The 18052-nt window shown below is 67.6% G+C and carries 15 protein-coding genes; 14 read left to right on the forward strand and 1 reads right to left on the reverse strand.

What is annotated here, in order from left to right:
- The first annotated feature begins 1 nt into the window (after position 1).
- The 7 genes from puuE to AC1RL8_RS17880 all read left to right on the forward strand — a co-directional run bounded on the left by puuE (position 2) and on the right by AC1RL8_RS17880 (position 8991).
- Positions 2 to 964, forward strand: a complete 963-nt coding sequence (gene puuE, locus AC1RL8_RS17850; protein ID WP_492685984.1) for an allantoinase PuuE — start codon at positions 2 to 4, stop codon at positions 962 to 964.
- Complete coding sequence (gene uraD / locus AC1RL8_RS17855) at positions 961 to 2748, forward strand: 2-oxo-4-hydroxy-4-carboxy-5-ureidoimidazoline decarboxylase (RefSeq protein ID WP_492685983.1); 1788 nt, start codon at positions 961 to 963, stop codon at positions 2746 to 2748. The genes puuE and uraD overlap by 4 nt, the downstream gene beginning before the upstream one ends.
- A 23-nt stretch (positions 2749 to 2771) precedes the next feature.
- A complete protein-coding gene (locus AC1RL8_RS17860; RefSeq protein WP_095946740.1) occupies positions 2772 to 3998 on the forward strand; it encodes a M20 family metallopeptidase in 1227 nt (408 codons plus the stop codon).
- Positions 3999 to 4243: 245 nt separating this feature from the next.
- Positions 4244 to 5737: an NCS1 family nucleobase:cation symporter-1 gene (locus AC1RL8_RS17865; protein ID WP_492685982.1), complete on the forward strand. Its 1494-nt coding sequence runs from the start codon at positions 4244 to 4246 to the stop codon at positions 5735 to 5737.
- A 27-nt stretch (positions 5738 to 5764) separates the two neighbouring features.
- On the forward strand, positions 5765 to 6502 hold the full coding sequence (locus AC1RL8_RS17870) for an aspartate/glutamate racemase family protein (RefSeq protein WP_492685981.1): 738 nt from the start codon (positions 5765 to 5767) through the stop codon (positions 6500 to 6502).
- 14 nt (positions 6503 to 6516) lie between these two features.
- Entirely contained in the window at positions 6517 to 7278 is a 762-nt protein-coding gene (locus AC1RL8_RS17875) for a GntR family transcriptional regulator (RefSeq protein WP_062479384.1), read from the forward strand.
- Between the two features lie 222 nt (positions 7279 to 7500).
- Positions 7501 to 8991, forward strand: coding sequence for a nucleobase:cation symporter-2 family protein (locus tag AC1RL8_RS17880; RefSeq protein ID WP_095946737.1), 1491 nt, complete (start codon positions 7501 to 7503; stop codon positions 8989 to 8991).
- A 23-nt stretch (positions 8992 to 9014) separates the two neighbouring features.
- Here AC1RL8_RS17880 and AC1RL8_RS17885 read toward each other — a convergent pair whose 3' ends face one another.
- Positions 9015 to 9872 (reverse strand): aldo/keto reductase, encoded by an 858-nt coding sequence (locus AC1RL8_RS17885; RefSeq protein WP_492685980.1) that lies wholly within the window; start codon positions 9870 to 9872, stop codon positions 9015 to 9017.
- 273 nt (positions 9873 to 10145) lie between these two features.
- Between AC1RL8_RS17885 and AC1RL8_RS17890 the strand changes: the two genes are divergently transcribed.
- The 7 genes from AC1RL8_RS17890 (at position 10146) to AC1RL8_RS17920 (ending at position 18030) form a co-directional block, all read left to right on the forward strand.
- On the forward strand, positions 10146 to 11237 hold the full coding sequence (locus tag AC1RL8_RS17890; RefSeq protein ID WP_070061680.1) for a tartrate dehydrogenase: 1092 nt from the start codon (positions 10146 to 10148) through the stop codon (positions 11235 to 11237).
- 182 nt (positions 11238 to 11419) lie between these two features.
- Positions 11420 to 12370, forward strand: coding sequence for an ABC transporter permease (locus tag AC1RL8_RS17895; RefSeq protein WP_062479371.1), 951 nt, complete (start codon positions 11420 to 11422; stop codon positions 12368 to 12370).
- Complete coding sequence (locus AC1RL8_RS17900; protein ID WP_492685979.1) at positions 12367 to 13254, forward strand: ABC transporter permease; 888 nt, start codon at positions 12367 to 12369, stop codon at positions 13252 to 13254. Before AC1RL8_RS17895 ends, AC1RL8_RS17900 begins: the two co-directional genes overlap by 4 nt.
- A gap of 6 nt (positions 13255 to 13260) precedes the next feature.
- The gene (locus AC1RL8_RS17905; RefSeq protein ID WP_307584569.1) at positions 13261 to 14253 is read left to right on the forward strand and encodes an ABC transporter ATP-binding protein; all 993 of its coding nucleotides are present in this window, start codon (positions 13261 to 13263) and stop codon (positions 14251 to 14253) included.
- A complete protein-coding gene (locus AC1RL8_RS17910; RefSeq protein WP_492685978.1) occupies positions 14250 to 15077 on the forward strand; it encodes an ATP-binding cassette domain-containing protein in 828 nt (275 codons plus the stop codon). The genes AC1RL8_RS17905 and AC1RL8_RS17910 overlap by 4 nt, the downstream gene beginning before the upstream one ends.
- A 51-nt stretch (positions 15078 to 15128) precedes the next feature.
- The gene (locus AC1RL8_RS17915; RefSeq protein ID WP_099795672.1) at positions 15129 to 16622 is read left to right on the forward strand and encodes an ABC transporter substrate-binding protein; all 1494 of its coding nucleotides are present in this window, start codon (positions 15129 to 15131) and stop codon (positions 16620 to 16622) included.
- Positions 16623 to 16629: 7 nt separating this feature from the next.
- Positions 16630 to 18030 carry an amidase gene (locus AC1RL8_RS17920; RefSeq protein WP_492685977.1) on the forward strand — a complete coding sequence of 467 codons (1401 nt, stop codon included), beginning with the start codon at positions 16630 to 16632 and terminating at the stop codon, positions 18028 to 18030.
- Positions 18031 to 18052 lie beyond the last annotated feature (22 nt).

Raw genomic sequence — 18052 nt, forward strand, 5'->3', positions numbered from 1 at the left:
CATGACCGTCTACGACACCACCCTGCCCTACCCGCGCGACCTGATCGGCTACGGCCGCAACCCGCCCCATGCCCGCTGGCCCGGCGGTGCGCGCGTGGCGGTGCAGTTCGTCCTCAATTACGAAGAAGGCGGCGAGAACGCCACGCTGCACGGCGACGCGGGCTCCGAGCAGTTCCTTTCCGAGATGTTCAATCCGGCGAGCTTCCCCGACCGGCACATCAGCATGGAAGGCATCTACGAGTACGGCTCGCGCGCCGGCGTGTGGCGCATCCTGCGCGAGTTCGAAAAGCGCGGCCTCCCGCTCACGGTCTTCGGCGTGGGCATGGCGCTGGAACGCTACCCCGAACTCACCGCCGCCTTCAAGGAACTGGGCCACGAGATCGCCTGCCACGGCTGGCGCTGGATCCACTACCAGAACCTCGATGAAGCCACCGAGCGCGAGCACATGCGCCTGGGCATGGAAGCCATCGAAAAGCTCACCGGCGAGCGCGCGCTCGGCTGGTACACCGGCCGCGACAGCCCGCGCACGCGCCGCCTCGTGGCCGACTACGGCGGCTTCGAGTACGACAGCGACTACTACGGCGACGACCTGCCCTTCTGGATGAAGGTGCAAAAGACCGACGGCAGCGTCGTGCCCCAGCTCATCGTGCCCTACACGCTCGACTGCAACGACATGCGCTTCGCGCTGCCGCAGGGCTACTCGCACGCCGACCCGTTCTTCCAGTACATGAAGGACACCTTCGACGCGCTGTACGCCGAAGGCGACCCGAACGGCGACGACAGCCCCAAGATGATGAGCATCGGCATGCACTGCCGCCTGCTCGGCCGCCCCGGCCGCATCACGGCGCTGCAGCGCTTTCTCGATCACATCGCCACGCACGACAAGGTCTGGGTCTGCCGCCGCGTCGACATCGCACGCCACTGGAAGCAGGCACATCCTTTCGAAGCCGGAGCCGCATCATGAGCCCCCCTCTCCTCACCCTTGCCCAACTCAACGCCGCGGGGCCGGCCGCTGCCGTCGCCATGCTCGACGGTGTGTACGAACACTCGCCCTGGATCGCGCAGCGCGCGCTGGTGCAGCGCCCCTTCCGCTCGCTCGCGCACCTCAAGCATGCGCTGGTGCAGGCACTGGCCGCCTCGTCGGCCGACGAACAGATCGGCCTGATCCGCGCCCACCCCGAGCTCGCCGGCAAGGCCATGGTCAGCAAGACGCTCACCGCCGAGTCGACCAACGAGCAGAACAAGGCCGGCCTGACCGACTGCACGCCCGAAGAGTTCGCGCAGATCCAGAAGCTCAACGCCGACTACAACGCCAAGTTCGGCTTCCCTTTCATCCTGGCGGTGCGCGGCCCGCGCGGCACGGGCCTGGCCAAGCGCGAGATCATCGAGACCTTCGCGCGCCGGCTGCACAACCACCCGAGCTTCGAGCTCGGCGAGGCGCTGCGCAACATCCACCGCATCGCCGAGATCCGCCTGAACGACAAGTTCGGCGCCGACATCACGCTCGGCAACGACGTGTGGGACTGGCAGGAGCAGCTGTCGGTGCACACCGACCCCGGCTATGCCGAGAAGGGCCAGCTCACCGTTACGTACCTGACCGACGCGCACCGTGCCTGCGCCGCGAACATCTCGGGCTGGATGCGCGACTGCGGCTTCGACTCCGTGCACATCGATGCCGTAGGCAACGTGGTCGGCCGCTACGAAGGCGCCACGCCCGACGCCAAGACTCTGCTCACCGGCTCGCACTACGACACCGTGCGCAACGGCGGCAAGTACGACGGCCGCCTGGGCATCTTCGTGCCCATGGCCTGCGTGCGCGAACTCAAGCGCCAGAACCGCCGCCTGCCCTTCGCCTTCGAGGTCGTCGGCTTCGCCGAAGAAGAAGGCCAGCGCTACAAGGCCACCTTCCTCGGCTCGGGCGCGCTCATCGGCCACTTCGACCAGCGCTGGCTCGACCAGAAAGATGCCGACGGCATCACCATGCGCGAGGCCATGCAGCACGCCGGCCTGAAGGAAGAAGACATTCCGAAGATCCAGCGCGACCCGGCGCGCTACCTCGGCTTTGTCGAGGTGCACATCGAGCAGGGCCCCGTGCTCACCGAGCTCGACCTGCCGCTGGGCATCGTCACCTCCATCAACGGCAGCGTGCGCTACGTGGGCGAAGTCATCGGCATGGCCAGCCACGCCGGCACCACGCCCATGGACCGCCGCCGCGACGCCGCCGCAGCCGTGGCCGAACTCATCCTCTACACCGAGCAGCGCGCCGCGAAAGACGGCGACTCGGTCGGCACCGTCGGCATGCTCGAAGTGCCGAGCGGCTCGATCAACGTCGTGCCCGGCCGCTGCAAGTTCAGCCTCGACCTGCGCGCGCCCAACAACGCGCAGCGCGACGCGCTGGCGAACGACGTGGTCGCCGCGCTGAAGGACATCTGCGAACGCCGCGGCGTGCGCTACGAGCTCGAGGAAACCATGCGCGCCGCCGCCGCGCCGAGCGAACCCGCCTGGCAGCAGCGCTGGGAACAGGCCGTCGACGCGCTGGGCATTCCGCTTTTCCGCATGCCCAGCGGCGCCGGCCACGACGCCATGAAGCTGCACGAGGTGATGCCGCAGGCCATGCTCTTCGTGCGCGGCATCAACTCGGGCATCAGCCACAACCCGCTCGAGTCGAGCACCAACGACGACATTCAATTGGCCGTGCAAGCCTTCCAGCTTCTGCTGGACAACCTCGCCGCCGAACAAGCCCACTGACCGACCCCACAAGAACAACCACCATGACCGACTACGCCAAACTCGACGCCTGGATCGACGCCCACTTCGACGAGGAAGTGCAATTCCTGCAGCAACTGGTGCAGGTGCCCACCGACACGCCGCCCGGCAACAACGCGCCGCACGCCGAGCGCACCGCCGAGCTGCTGAAGGACTTCGGCCTCGACGCCGAGAAGCACGCCGTGCCCGCGCAAGAGGTGAAGGACTACGGCCTCGAATCGATCACCAACCTGATCGTGCGCCGCACCTACGGCAACGGTGGTCGCACCGTGGCGCTCAACGCCCATGGCGACGTGGTGCCGCCCGGCGAAGGCTGGACGCACGACCCGTACGGCGGCGAGATCGTCGATGGCAGCCTCTACGGCCGCGCCGCCGCCGTCAGCAAGAGCGACTTCGCCAGCTTCACCTTCGCGCTGCGCGCCCTCGAGGCCGTGGCCAAGCCCACCCAGGGCAGCATCGAGCTGCACTTCACCTACGACGAAGAGTTCGGCGGCATCCTCGGCCCAGGCTGGCTGCTCGAGAAGGGCCTGACCAAGCCCGACCTCATGATCGCGGCCGGCTTCAGCTACGAAGTGGTCACCGCCCACAACGGCTGCCTGCAGATGGAAGTGACCGTGCACGGCAAGATGGCCCACGCCGCCGTGCCCACCACCGGCATCGACGCGCTGCAGGGCGCCACCAAGATCCTGAACGCGCTGTACGCGCAGAACACGCTCTACCAGAAGGTCACGTCGAAGGTCGAGGGCATCACGCACCCGTACCTGAACGTGGGCCGCATCGAGGGCGGCACCAACACCAACGTCGTGCCCGGCAAGGTCGTGTTCAAGCTCGACCGCCGCATGATCCCCGAAGAGAACCCGGTCGAGGTCGAAGCCAACATCCGCCAGGTGATCGCCGATGCCGCCGCCGAAAGCGCGGGCATCACGGTCGAGATCAAGCGCATGCTGCTCGCCAACTCGATGAAGCCGCTGGCCGGCAACAAGCCGCTGGTCGACGCGATCCAGAAGCACGGCGGCGAACTGTTCGGCGAACCCATCAAGGCCATGGGCACGCCGCTGTACACCGACGTGCGCCTGTACGTCGAAGCCGGCATTCCGGGCGTGATCTACGGCGCCGGCCCGCGCACCGTGCTCGAGTCGCACGCCAAGCGCAGCGACGAGCGCGTGGTGCTCGAAGACCTGCGCCGCGCGACCAAGGTGGTGGCGCGCACGCTGAGCGACCTGCTGGCCTGAACGCGCAGAAGGTGGCGGCGCAGTAAGCCCCACCCCGCCCCGGCCCCTCCAAGGCGCCATGTCCCTCGCGGGGCATGGCGCTTTTTCTTTGCCCCGGCCCGTCCGCATCAGGGAATCTACGGATATATGATTCCCCGCATGGCCTTGATTGAGTTCAATTTTTGTATACAAATAACGCACCCATAAAGACGGCGCGAAATTTGCGTCAAAAAGTCCCTCATCCCAACCAAGTACGAGGAAAGACCATGAGCACAGTCGCCAGCCATGCCCCCGCGGGGGCCAGCGAAGCCGGCATCGCGCCGCACGCGGAATCGAATGCCCTCATCAAGCCGGGCTACGACCCGCGCCTGACCAACGAGGACCTCGCCCCGCTGAAGAAGCAGACCTGGGGTCAATACAACATCTTTGCGTTCTGGATGTCCGACGTGCACAGCGTGGGCGGCTACATCACGGCCGGCAGCCTGTTCGCGCTGGGCCTGTCGAGCTGGCAGGTGCTGGTGGCGCTGCTGGTGGGCATCGTGATCGTGCAGGTCTTCTGCAACCTGGTGGCCAAGCCCAGCCAGGTGACGGGCGTGCCCTACCCCGTGGTGTGCCGCGCCTCGTTCGGGGTGCTGGGCGCCAACATCCCGGCCATCATCCGCGGGCTGATCGCGGTGGCCTGGTACGGCGTGCAGACCTACCTGGCCTCCGCCGCCTTCATGGTGCTGGCGCTGCACATGGCGCCGGGCCTGGCGCCGTACGCCGACGTGGCGCAGTACGGCTTCGTCGGGCTCTCGGCCCTGGGCTGGGTGGCGTTCATGGTCATGTGGGTGCTGCAGGCCTTCGTGTTCTGGCACGGCATGGAAGCGATTCGCAAGTTCATCGACTGGGCCGGCCCGGCGGTGTACGTGGTGATGGCCGTGCTGTGCGGCTGGTTGGTGTGGAAGGCCGGCTGGAGCAACATCGACCTGAACCTGGGCGGCATCAAGTTCCAGGGCTGGGACGCGCTGCCGGTGATGCTCTCGGCCATCGCGCTGGTGGTGAGCTACTTCAGCGGCCCGATGCTCAACTTCGGCGACTTCTCGCGCTACGGCAAGAGCTTCGACGCGGTGAAGAAGGGCAACTTCTGGGGCCTGCCGATCAACTTCGTGTTCTTCTCGCTGCTCACCGTGATCACCACGGCCGCCACGCTGCCCGTTTTTGGTGAACTGATCACCGACCCGGTGCACACCGTGGGCAAGATCGACAGCACCACGGCCGTGGTGCTGGGCGCGCTGACCTTCATGATCGCCACCATCGGCATCAACATCGTGGCCAACTTCGTGTCGCCGGCCTTCGACTTCTCGAACGTGGCGCCGCAGCACATCAGCTGGCGCACGGGCGGCATGATCGCCGCGGTGGGCTCGGTGTTTCTCACGCCCTGGAACCTTTACAACAGCCCCGAGGTCATTCACTACACGCTGGACGTGCTGGGCTCGTTCATCGGGCCGCTGTTCGGCATCCTGATTGCCGACTACTACATCGTGCGCAAGCAGCAGATCGACGTCGACTCGCTCTACACCATGAGCAAGCAGGGCAAGTACTGGTACAGCGGCGGCTACAACCCGAAGGCGATCCAGGCGCTGGTGCCGTCGGCCCTCGTGCCCATCCTGTGCGTGATGGTGCCGACGCTGCGCGGCGCCGCCAACTATGCGTGGTTCATCGGCATGGGCCTGGGCTTCGTGCTCTACGTGCTCTTGAACCGCAACAACAAGACTTGAAAAACTGACCGAAGAAGGGACTGCGCCGTGCGCATCAAGATCATCAACCCCAACACCACCTGGAGCATGACCGAGAAGATCGGTGCCTGCGCTCGCGCGGTGGCGCACGCCGGCACCGAGATCGTGGCCGTGAGCCCGGCCATGGGGCCGGTCTCCATCGAGAGCCACTACGACGAGGCGCTGGCCGTGCCGGGGTTGCTGCAGGAGATCGCCGCGGGTGAGCGCGACGGCATCGACGGCTACGTGATCGCCTGCTTCGGCGACCCGGGCCTCAAAGCCGCACGCGAGCTGGCGCGCGGCCCCGTGGTCGGCATCGCCGAGGCGGCGATGCACCTGGCCAGCATGATCGGCAGCCGCTTCAGTGTGGTCACCACGCTGGCCCGCACCATGGGCCAGGCCTGGCACCTGGCCGAGATCTACGGCATGGAGCGCTTCTGCGCCAACGTGCGCGCTTGCGAGCTGCCGGTGCTCGAGCTGGAAGAGCCGGGCTCCAACGCCCGCGAGCGCATCGTCGACGAATGCCGGCGCGCGCTCGAAGAAGACGGTGCCGACTGCATCGTGCTCGGCTGCGCCGGCATGACCGACCTGTGCGCGCACATCGAGCAGGTGCTCGGCGTGCCGGTGATCGACGGCGTGGCCGCGGGCACCAAGCTCATCGAATCGCTGGTGGCGCTGAAGCTGCGCACCAGCAAGCGCGGCGAGCTGGCAAGGCCCTTGCCCAAGCCCATGATCGGCGCGCTCGAGGCCTTCACCCTCACGCGCTGAGCCACAATCGACGGATGCCCCGCGCCAGTTCCAAAACCTCCGTCCCTTCCGCCGCCCCCGTTGCCGCACCGGCCGAGAACGGCACGGCGCCGGCCGACAAGAACAGTTCCATCGAAAGCATCGCCAACGACATCGCCACCGCGATCGTCGAGAAGCGCCTGCCGCCCGGCACCTGGCTGCGCGAAGAGGCGCTGGGCCGCGTCTACTCGGTGAGCCGCACCAAGGTGCGCGCGGCGCTCCTGATGCTGTCGAAGGACAAGCTCATCGAGATGATTCCCGACAAGGGAGCCTTCGTCTGCCAGCCCACGGTGGACGAGGCGCGCGAGGTGTTCGCCGTGCGCCGCATCCTCGAGCGCGAGGTGGTGCGCCTGTTCATCGCCAACGCCCGGCCGCGCGACTACCAGACGCTCGAGCAGCACATCAAGTTCGAACGCACCGCGCTGCGCCAGAGCACCACCATGGGCACGGTGCGCGAGAAATTGCTGGGCGACTTCCATGTGGCGCTGGCCGAAGCCACCGGCAACCACACACTGGCCGAGATGGTGCGCGAACTGGTGGCGCGCAGCTCGCTGATCGCGATGCTCTACCACTCGTCGAACGACCCGCACTGCTCGTCCGACGAGCATTCCGACTTCCTGCGCCTGTGCCGCAAGGGCGACGTCGAAGCGGCCGTGACCTGCATGATCGAGCACCTCGAACGCATCGAGGCCAGCCTCGAACTGGGCACCGAGAAGCCCGACCGCCAGCTCGACCTGGTCAAAGCGCTGCTGGCCTGAGCCAGCATCGCTGACGCGCCCCACTCCCCCGACCTGAGCGCCGGCCGAAACGCCGGAGGCCTCGGCGCGCGCCTCCTACAGCGCTTCTTCGCCGGATTCGGGTTTACCTGAATCCGGATTGCCGCATAAATTGTATACAGTTTCGCGTACACAACTGGTGTGCGCGACGGCTCTGCGACGCGCATCACTGCTCCGTTCCCCTCGCCGCGCCAGGAGACAACGATGACGGCAGATTCCCTTTCCAGCAATGTCCATCCCGTGGACCAGCGCCTGCCTTCGGGCAAGCTCGCGGCCCTCGGCCTGCAGCACGTGCTCGTGATGTATGCGGGCGCCGTCGCGGTGCCGCTCATCGTGGGCCGCGCGCTCAAACTCTCGCCCGACGAGGTCGCGCTGCTGATCTCGGCCGATCTGTTCTGCTGCGGCATCGCCACGCTGATCCAGGCGCTGGGCGCCACGCAATGGTTCGGCATCAAGCTGCCCGTGATGATGGGTGTGACCTTCGCCTCGGTGGCGCCCATGGTCGCCATCGCCAACGCCAACCCCGGGCAGAACGGAGCGCAGCTGCTGTTCGGCGCCATCATCGGCGCGGGGGTGATATCGATACTGATCGCGCCATTGGTGAGCCGCATGCTGCGGTTCTTTCCGCCGGTGGTGACGGGCACGATCATCGCGGTCATCGGCATCAGCCTGATGCGCGTGGGCATCAACTGGATCTTCGGCAACCCCGTGGGCCCGACGGCGCCCGCGCTGGTCGACCCGGTGTACGCCAAGTGGCTGGCCGAGGTCACCTCGCCGGGCAGCTCGATCCCCGCGGTGCCCAAGGGCTTCGCCATCATGCCCACCGTGCCCAACCCCAAGTACGCCGACCTGTCGGGCTTCGGCGTGGCCGCGCTGGTGCTGGTGTCGATCCTCCTGATCGTGAAGTACGCCAAGGGCTTCATCGCCAACATCTCAGTGCTGCTGGGCATCGTGATCGGCGCGGTGGTGGCCTCGCTCACCGGCCTCATGACCTACGAAAAAGTCGGCAAGGCCGCCTGGGTCGACGTCGTGCTGCCCTTCCACTTCGGCATGCCGCTGTTCGACCCGATCCTGATCCTCACGATGACGCTCATCATGATCGTCGTGATGATCGAATCGACCGGCATGTTCCTCGCGCTGGGCGAAATGACCGACCGCAAGATCAGCCAGCAAGACCTGGCCAAGGGCCTGCGCACCGACGGCCTGGGCACGCTCATCGGCGGCATCTTCAACACCTTCCCGTACACCAGCTTCTCGCAGAACGTGGGCCTGGTGGCCGTCACCGGCATCAAGAGCCGCTACGTGTGCGTGGCCGGCGGCGTGATCCTGATCGTGCTGGGCCTGCTGCCGAAGATGGCCGCGCTGGTCGAGTCGCTGCCCACCGTGGTGCTCGGCGGCGCGGGCCTCGTGATGTTCGGCATGGTGGCCGCCACCGGCATCCGCATCCTGTCGGGCGTGGACTTCAAGACCAACCGCCACAACGCCATGATCGTCGCCGTGTCGATCGGCGTCGGCATGATTCCGCTGATCGCCCCCAACTTCAAGCAGTGGATGCCGCACTCGATCCACTCGCTGATCGAGTCGGGCATCCTGCTGGCGTCGATCACGGCCGTGCTGCTGAACCTGTTCCTCAACGGTGCGAAGCACGACGAAGAGGCGGTGATCGCGGCGGCCAAGCACGCCGACGCGCACTGAGCCGAAGCCAGAACGTGCTCTGACTAGATCATCGCCAACGGCGTCTTGCGCTTGGGCACCGGATAGATCCGGTCCAGCGCCGCCAGGGTCGTCGCATCGAGCTGCAGCTCGGCGGCGGCCCTGTTTTCTTTCAGGTGTGCGCTGCGCACCGCCTTCGGAATCGCCGCCACGCCCGGGCGCGCGATGACCGCGGCCAGCGCCAGTTGCGCGGCGCTCACGCCGAGGTCGGCCGCCAGCCGGCCCAGTGCCTCGTCGCCCGCCAGCGCGCCCTGGTCGATCGGGCTGTAGGCCATCAGCGGCATGCCGCGTTCGCGCTGCCAGGGCAGCAGGTCGAACTCGGGGCCGCGCTGGCCGAGCGACAGGTACACCTGGTTGGCCGCGCAGGCCGGGCCGGTGCCCACGACCTGCGCCAGCTCCTGCATGTCGTCGGTGTCGAAGTTGCTCACGCCCCAATGACCGATGCGGCCGGCCGCCACCAGTTCGTGCATCGCCTCGACCGTGTGCGCCAACGGGTGGTTGCCGCGCCAGTGCAGCAGGTACAGGTCGATGCGCTCCAGCCCCAGCCGCGCCAGGCTGCGCTCGCAGGCCTGGCCCGTGCCGCGGCGGCTGGCGTTGTGCGGGTAGACCTTGCTGACGATGAAGAGGTCTTCGCGCCGCACATCGCCCGCGCGCAGCGCCTCGGCCACGGCCTGGCCGACCACGGTCTCTGCGCCTCCCTCGCCGTACATCTCGGCCGTGTCGATCAGGCGGTAGCCCAGGCCGATGGCCTCGCGCACCGCGGCCACCTCGGCCGTGCGGCGGGTGGCGTCTTCGCCCATGCGCCAGGTGCCGAGACCGAGAACCGGCATCTCGCCGCCGGTGGGGAGTGGAAGTGTTCGCATGGGCACGATGGTACGCAGGCCCTTTGGGCGGGTGCCCGGATGCGGGTTTTCCGCCCCCGGCGCCTTCTAATTTTTCGAAGCTCAAGTCAGTTCGATGACCATCAATTTCTTATCTTCCGCTGTGTTCTGGCGTTTTGGCCTTCGCTTTTTGTCAATGCCCGGTGGGTGCCAACCCCCATCGCGCGCGCCTCACCCGCTCCTAGAATTTTTTGACGGCCCGGTGTCACAAGCGTCGGCGCTCTTATCGAAACGGTTCAGGAACAGGTTGAGTCAATGCAGCAGAAGCAAAAGCACAGGATTGCCGTCATTCCCGGAGACGGCATCGGCGTCGAAGTCATGCCCGAGGGCCTTCGCGTGCTCGACGCGGTCAGTCGGCGCTTCGGCATCGATTTCGCGTACGACCATTTCGACTGGGGTTCCGACCACTACGTGCGCACCGGCCTGATGATGCCGGCCGACTGGGCCGACAAGATCCAGGGCCACGACGCCATCTACTTCGGCGCCGTGGGCGACCCCGCCAAGGTGCCCGACCACATCGCCGTGTGGGGCCTGCTCATCAAGATCCGCCGCGACTTCGACCAGTACGTCAACCTGCGCCCCGTGCGCCTGATGCCTGGCGTGCCGGGCCCGCTGGCGCACCGCAAGCCCGGCGACATCGACTTCCTCGTCGTGCGCGAGAACACCGAAGGCGAATACACCTCGGTGGGCGGGCGCCTGTTCGAAGGCACGCCGCGCGAGATGGCGATCCAGGAAGCCGTGTTCACCCGCGTGGGCGTGGACCGCATCATCGACTACGCATTCCAGCTCGCCAACCGCCGCAAGCGCAAGAACCTGGTGGCCGCCACCAAGTCGAACGGCATCTCGATCACCATGCCCTACTGGGACGAGCGCCTGGCCGAGATCGCCACGCGCTACCCCGACGTGGCCACGAGCAAGTACCACATCGACATCCTGTGCGCGCACTTCGTGCAGCACCCCGACTGGTTCGACGTGGTCGTCGCCTCCAACCTGTTCGGCGACATCCTCTCCGACCTGGGCCCGGCCTGCACCGGCACCATCGGCATCGCGCCCTCGGCCAACCTGAACCCCGAACGCAAGTTCCCCTCGCTGTTCGAACCCGTGCACGGCTCGGCCCCTGACATCGCAGGCAAGGGCATCGCCAACCCCATCGGCCAGATCTGGTCGGCCGCGCTCATGCTCGACCACCTGGGCGACAACGACCCCGTGTACGCACAGGCCTCGGCGGCCGTGCTCTCGGCGATCGAGACCGTGCTCAGCGAAGGCCCGCGCACGCGCGACATGGGCGGCACCGCCAACACGGTGGACGTGGGGCGTGCGATCGCCGAGTGCATCGCTTCGGCATGACACCTCCCGGCCTTCTCTCTCGCGTCAAGCGAAACGCGCTGCGTCCCCGTGCTCAGGGCACTGGGTGCTTCCCGCAGCGAAATCAAGGAGGAGGCCGCAGGCCGGGGGACATTCGCGGAGGGAAGTACCCGGTGGCCTGGGCACACGCCCTGAACAGCGATAAACAACGGAGCCACTGAACCATGGGCCTGTTCCTGCTCAAGCGCACCTTGACGCTCATCGGCACGCTGATCGGCGCGTCCGTCATCGTGTTCCTGGTGCTCGAAATTCTCCCCGGCAATGCCGCGCAGATGCTCATGGGCCCCGACGCCTCGCCCGATGCCGTCGCCGCCCTGGCCACCAAGCTCGGCCTGGACCAGCCCGCGTGGACCCGCTACTGGCACTGGATCGGCGGCCTGCTCACCGGCAACCTCGGCGACAGCTACGCCTACAGCTCGCCCGTCATCGACTTGATCCTCGAACGCCTGGCGCTCACTGTGCCGCTGGCCGTGATGGCCATGGCCCTGACCGTCGTCATTGCATTGCTCGTCGGTGTCACCGCCGCCGCACGCCACAACAAGCTCGGCGACGTCGGCCTCATGGGCATGGCCCAGGTCGGCATCGCCATCCCCAACTTCTGGTTCGCGATCCTGCTGATCCTGGTGTTCTCGGTGCAGCTGCAGTGGTTCTCCGCCGGGGGTTTTGAAGGCTGGGGTGAAGGCATCCTGGCTGGATTGAAGTCGCTGCTGCTGCCGGCACTGTCGCTGGCCGTGGTGCAGGCCGCGATCCTCGCGCGCATCACGCGCTCGGCCGTGCTCGAGGTGATGCGCGAAGACTTCGTTCGCACCGCACGCGCCAAGGGCGTGTCCCAGCGCATGGTGCTGTGGACCCACGTGCTGCGCAACGCGATGATCCCCGTCATCACCGTCATGGGCATGCAGTTCTCCGAACTACTGGCCGGCACCATCGTTGTGGAGAACGTGTTCTACCTGCCCGGCCTGGGCCGCCTGATCTTCCAGGCCATCAGCAACCGCGACCTGATCGTGGTGCGCAACTGCGTGATGCTGCTCGCAGCCATGGTCGTCATCGTGAACTTCGTGGTCGATGTGCTCTACGCCGTGATCGACCCGCGCATCAAGGCGAGCGACATATGAGCGCCATCCTCTCCCCTTCCTCCGTGCCCGCATCCGCCGCGCCCCTCGCCCCTGGCTTCTGGCGCCGCGCGGTCAAGCACCGCAGCTTCGTCATCGGCGGCGTGTTCGCGCTGCTGCTGTTGCTGGCGGCTCTGATCTCCTTCGTCTGGACGCCGTGGTCGCCCTACGCGATGGACATGGCCAACAAGATGCAGGGCCCCTCGGCCACGCACTGGCTCGGCACCGATGCCTTCGGTCGTGACGTGGCCTCGCTGCTGCTGGTGGGCGCGCGCGCCTCCATCCTCGTGGGCGTGATCGCCGTGGGCATCGGCCTCGTCGTCGGCACCGCGCTGGGCCTGCTCGCTGCTGCGAAACGCGGCTGGGTCGAAGAGGCCGTGATGCGCCTCTCGGACTTCACGCTCGCCTTCCCCGCCATCCTCTCGGCCATCATGATGACCGCCGTGTTCGGCGCCGGCATCGTCAACGCGATCATCGCGATCGGCATCTACAACATCCCGACCTTCGCGCGCATCACGCGCGCTTCGGCCAACGCCATCTGGTCGCGCGAGTACGTGGCCGCCGCACGCGCCTGCGGCAAGGGCAGCTTCGCGATCACCATGCAGCACGTGCTGCCGAACATCTCGGCGGTGCTGATCGTGCAGATCACGATCCGCTTCGCCATCGCGATCCTGGCCGAAGCTGCGCTGTCGTACCTCGGCCTCGGCACGCAACCGCCACAGCCTTCATGGGGCCGCATGCTCAGCGAAGCCCAGACCCTCATGTTCCAGCAGCCGCTGCTGGCCGTCTTCCCCGGCATGGCCATCGCCTTCGCGGTGCTCGGCCTCAACCTGCTGGGCGACGGTCTGCGCGACCTGCTCGATCCGCGCCTGGCGCGCGCAAGGTAGACCGCCATGCCCCTTCTCGAAGTCAACGACCTCCACATCGGCCTGCAGACACAGCGCGGCCCGGCCGAAGCCGTGCGCGGCATTTCCTTTTCGCTGGAGCGCGGCGAAACGCTGGGCATCGTGGGCGAGTCGGGCTGCGGCAAGTCGATCACCGTCATGTCGCTCATGGGCCTGCTGCCCTCCACCGCCAAGGTCACGGGCAGCATCAAGCTCGACGGCCAGGAACTCGTCGGCCTGCCCGAAAAGCAGCTGTGCCAGCTGCGCGGCAACCGCATCGGCATGATCTTCCAGGAGCCGATGACGGCCCTGAACCCCGTGCACACCATCGCGCGCCAGGTCGGCGAGCCGCTGATGCTGCACCGCGGCCTCACCAAGGCGCAGGCGCGCAAGGAGGCGCTTGACCTGCTCGACCGCGTCGGCATTCCCGACGCCGCCTCGCGCCTCGACGCCTACCCGCACCAGTTCTCCGGCGGGCAACGCCAGCGCATCGGCATCGCGATGGCGCTGGCCTGCGGCCCCGACCTGCTGATTGCCGACGAGCCCACCACCGCGCTCGACGTGACGATCCAGAAGCAGGTGCTCGACCTGATCCAGGGCCTGGTCGCCGAAATGGGCATGGCGCTGATCCTCATCTCGCACGACCTCGGCGTGATCGCCAGCAGCGTGCAGCGCATGCTCGTGATGTACGGCGGCAGCGCGGTGGAAAGCGGCCCGACCGAGACGGTCTTTGCCGACCGCGCCCACCCTTACACGCGCGGCCTGTTCGCCGCGCGCCCCGCGCTCGGCGCCGTGCGCGCGGGCCGGCTGCCCACCATCCGCGGCAGCGTGCCCGAGCTGGTCGACATTCCGCGCGGCTGCGGCTTCGCGGGCCGCTGCGACTTCACGACCGACGCCTGCCACACCACGAAACCGCCGGTGGCCCGCCAACCCAACGGCCATGCGGTGAGCTGCCTGCACCTCGACGCCGTCGCCGCGCACGCCACGCTGGCCGCCGCATGAGCACCCCGATGACTTCGACGTCTTCTGCCTCCCCCCCGCTGCTGCAGGTGACCGACCTCGTGCGGCACTACGCCCTGCCGCGCGAAAAACTCTTCGGCCCGCCCCCCACCGTGAAGGCCCTCAACGGCGTGAGCTTCGAGGTGCAAGCCGGCAAGAGCGTGGGCATCGTCGGCGAATCGGGATCGGGCAAGTCCACCATCGCACGCCTCGTGATGGCGCTGGACACGCCGACCTCTGGCAGCGTCGCCCTCGAAGGCCGCAACCTGCACGCACTCTCGAAGGCCGAGCTGCGCACCGCGCGGCGCGACTTCCAGATGGTCTTTCAAGACCCGTACGGTTCGCTCGATCCGCGCCAGACCGTCGCCCGCATCGTCGCCGAGCCGCTCGAAGCGCTGGCCGAAACGCGCCGCGCCGAGCAGCGCGAACGCGCCGCCGAAGCCCTCGCCGCCGTGGGCCTGCGCACCACCGACCTCGACAAGTACCCGCACGAGTTCTCCGGCGGACAGCGCCAGCGCATCGCCATCGCACGCGCGCTCATCACGCGCCCCAAGCTCATCGTGGCCGACGAACCGGTGAGCGCGCTCGACGTGTCCGTGCAGGCCCAGGTGCTCAACCTCATGCAGGACCTGCAGCAGCAGTTCGGCATCAGCTACCTGCTCATCAGCCACGACCTCGCGGTGGTCAACCACCTGTGCGACGAAGTGTGCGTGGTGTTCAAGGGCCAGATCGTGGAACGCGGCCAGCCCGCCGAACTTTTTGCCCACGCGCAACACCCATACACACGCACCTTGCTGTCGGCCGTGCTGCACACGCCGTCGCGGTAGGCCCGAACGGGTCGAACCGGCAGCCCCTTTTTCTTCCAGGAGAACCCCCGAATGTTGAAGCGACGCACCCTCATGGGCACCGCCATCGCCGCCGCGATCCCCGGCGCCTTTCCGCTGTTCGCGCAGGCCCAGACCGGCAAGAACATGCTGACCATCGGCATGCCGCTGGAACCGCCGGGCCTGGACCCGACCACCGCCGCCGCCTCGGCCATTGCCGAGATCGCGCACTACAACATCTTCGAGACGCTGACCAAGATCAACGCCGACGGCAGCGTCACGCCGCTGCTGGCCGAGAGCTGGACCGTGTCGCCCGACCTGAAGACCCACACCTTCAAGCTGCGCAAGGGCGTGAAGTTCGAGAACGGCGAGGCCTTCGACGCGGCCGCCGTCAAGTTCAGCTTCGAGCGCGCGGCCGGCGAGAAGAGCACCAACAAGGACAAGCGCTTCTTCAGCGAGATCAGCCTGAAGACGCCCGACGCCGACACCGTGGTCATCACGACCGCGCAACCCAACCCCGACCTGCTCTTCATGCTGGGCCAGGCCACCGCCTGCATCGTCGAGCCCAAGAGCGCCGACACCAACGCCACCAAGCCCGTGGGCACCGGCCCCTACAAGCTCGACAGCTGGCAGCGCGGCTCGGCCTGCGCACTGGTGAAGTCGCCGACGTACCGCAACCCGGCGCTGGCCAAGGTCAACAAGTTCGTCTTCAAGTTCATGTCCGACTCGGCCGCGCAGACCGCGGCGCTGATGGCCGGCGACATCGACATCTTCCCGCGCGCCGGCACGCGCAGCGTGGGCCAGTTCCGCGCCAACCCGCGCTTCCGCGTGCTCGAAGTGGGCACGCGCAGCAAGGTGATCCTGGCCATCAACAACAAGCGCAAGCCGCTGGACGACGTGCGCGTGCGCCGCGCCATCCTGGCCGCGGTGGACCGCAACGTGGTGATTCAGGGCGCGGCCGACGGTTTCGGCAAGGCCATCGGCAGCCACTACCCGATCGGCGCGCCGGGCTATGTCGACACCACCGGCATCAACCCCTTCGACATCGCCAAGGCGAAGAAGCTGCTGGCCGACGCGGGCGTGAAGACACCGCTGGAGCTGCGCATGACGCTGCCGCCGCCTTCGTACGCGCGCCAGGGCGGCGAGGTGATCGCGGCCCAGCTCGCGGCCATCGGCATCAACGTCAAGATCCAGAACGTCGAATGGGCCCAGTGGCTCAGCGGCACCTTCGGCGGCGGGCACGACTTCGACCTGAGCATCGTCGCGCACGTGGAGCCCTTCGACCTCGTGAAGTACACCGAGCCCGACTACTACTGGGGCTACGACTCGAAGAAGTTCCGCGACCTGTACGCCTCGGTCCAGAGCGAGCCCGACGAGAAGAAGCGCAACGCGCTGCTCGGCGAGGCGCAGAAGATGCTCGCCAACGACGCCGTCAACGGCTTCCTGTTCCAGGCCGTGTTCCCCACGGTCGCGCGCAAGGAAGTGAAGGGCCTGTGGCCGAACATGCCGATCGTCGCGAACGACCTGGCTGCCATCTCGTGGGGTTGATGCGGCGATGACGAAGCCTTTGTATGCCCTGGGTGTGCAGGAACTGCACGCCGCCTACGCCGCCAAGGAACTCTCGCCGGTCGAGGTGACGCGCGCGGTCAACGAACGCATCGCGGCCTGCGAGCCGCAGCTGCGCGCCACCTGGCTGTTCCGCCCCGAAGCCGCACTCGAGCAGGCGCGTGCCTCCGAACAACGCTGGCGCGCCGGCACGCCGCGCGGCACGCTCGATGGCGTGCCCGTGACCATCAAGGAAAACCTCGCGACCGAGGGCGACCCGATGCCGCTGGGCACCGCCGCCTACGAGCTCGTGCCGGTGAGCTACGACTCGCCCCCCGCCGCGCGCCTGAAGGCCGACGGCACGGTGATGGTGGCCAAGACCACGATGCCCGACCTGGGCATGCTGTCGTCGGGCCTGTCGAGCTTTCACGACCTCTCGCGCAACCCGTGGGACACCTCGCGCACGCCGGGCGGTTCCAGCGCGGGCGCCGGTGCAGCCGCCGCCGCAGGCTACGGCCCGCTGCACGTGGGCACCGACATCGGCGGTTCGCTGCGCCTGCCCGCGAGCTGGTGCGGCATCTTCACGCTCAAGCCCAGCTTCGGCCGCATTCCGCTGAGCTCGCCCTACATGGGCCGCTGCGCCGGCCCGATGACGCGCACCGTGGCCGATGCGGCGCTGATGATGGCTTCGGTCGCGCAGCCCGACGACCGCGACTATTCGGAACTGCCGCCGCCCGTGATCGACTGGAACGCCTTCGAGGTCGATCCGTCGTTCCTCAAGGGCAAGCGCGTGGCGCTGCACATGGACGCGGGCTGCGGCCTGCCGCTCGATCCGCAGATCGCGCAGGCCGTGCGCGATGCCGCCAGGCGCATCGAGGCCGCCGGCGCGCACGTCGAGGAAATCCCCGCCTTCATGACGCCGCAGATGCTGCAGGGCATGGACCACTTCTGGCGCATGCGCTCGTGCCTGGACATGCAGGCCATGAGCGCCGAGCAGCGCGCGAAGATCCTGCCGTACATCCGCGAGTGGGCCGAGAGCGCCGCCGGTTTCTCGGGTGCGCACGTCTTCGACGGCTACAGCCAGTTCGTCGCCACGCGCGCGGCCACGGTCGCCGCCACCAAGGCCTACGACTTCGTGATCTCGCCGGTGTCGCCCAACATGCCCGCGCCCGCGGACCATGCCTCGCCCACCAACGACCCGATGCGGCCGCTGGAGCACATCGGCTTCACGGTGCCCTACAACATGTCGGAGCAGCCTGCTGCGTCGGTCAACTGCGGCTACTCGGCCGAGGGCCTGCCCATCGGCCTGCAGGTGGCCGGCCGCCGCTTCGACGACCTGGGCGTGCTGCAGTTCAGCCGCGCCTTCGAACAGATTCGCGACGCACAGAAACCCTGGCCGGAACCCATCTGATCCGACCTGATCCGCCACACGG

This window comes from Variovorax sp. GW822-FHT04E09, from assembly GCF_058800845.1.

Coding starts and splice junctions, on each gene's coding strand:
- puuE (WP_492685984.1), top strand. CDS start 2: ATGACCGTCTACGACACCACCCTGCCCTACCCGCGCGACCTGATCGGC.
- uraD (WP_492685983.1), top strand. CDS start 961: ATGAGCCCCCCTCTCCTCACCCTTGCCCAACTCAACGCCGCGGGGCCG.
- AC1RL8_RS17860 (WP_095946740.1), top strand. CDS start 2,772: ATGACCGACTACGCCAAACTCGACGCCTGGATCGACGCCCACTTCGAC.
- AC1RL8_RS17865 (WP_492685982.1), top strand. CDS start 4,244: ATGAGCACAGTCGCCAGCCATGCCCCCGCGGGGGCCAGCGAAGCCGGC.
- AC1RL8_RS17875 (WP_062479384.1), top strand. CDS start 6,517: ATGCCCCGCGCCAGTTCCAAAACCTCCGTCCCTTCCGCCGCCCCCGTT.
- AC1RL8_RS17880 (WP_095946737.1), top strand. CDS start 7,501: ATGACGGCAGATTCCCTTTCCAGCAATGTCCATCCCGTGGACCAGCGC.
- AC1RL8_RS17885 (WP_492685980.1), bottom strand. CDS start 9,872: ATGCGAACACTTCCACTCCCCACCGGCGGCGAGATGCCGGTTCTCGGT.
- AC1RL8_RS17890 (WP_070061680.1), top strand. CDS start 10,146: ATGCAGCAGAAGCAAAAGCACAGGATTGCCGTCATTCCCGGAGACGGC.
- AC1RL8_RS17895 (WP_062479371.1), top strand. CDS start 11,420: ATGGGCCTGTTCCTGCTCAAGCGCACCTTGACGCTCATCGGCACGCTG.
- AC1RL8_RS17900 (WP_492685979.1), top strand. CDS start 12,367: ATGAGCGCCATCCTCTCCCCTTCCTCCGTGCCCGCATCCGCCGCGCCC.
- AC1RL8_RS17905 (WP_307584569.1), top strand. CDS start 13,261: ATGCCCCTTCTCGAAGTCAACGACCTCCACATCGGCCTGCAGACACAG.
- AC1RL8_RS17910 (WP_492685978.1), top strand. CDS start 14,250: ATGAGCACCCCGATGACTTCGACGTCTTCTGCCTCCCCCCCGCTGCTG.
- AC1RL8_RS17915 (WP_099795672.1), top strand. CDS start 15,129: ATGTTGAAGCGACGCACCCTCATGGGCACCGCCATCGCCGCCGCGATC.
- AC1RL8_RS17920 (WP_492685977.1), top strand. CDS start 16,630: ATGACGAAGCCTTTGTATGCCCTGGGTGTGCAGGAACTGCACGCCGCC.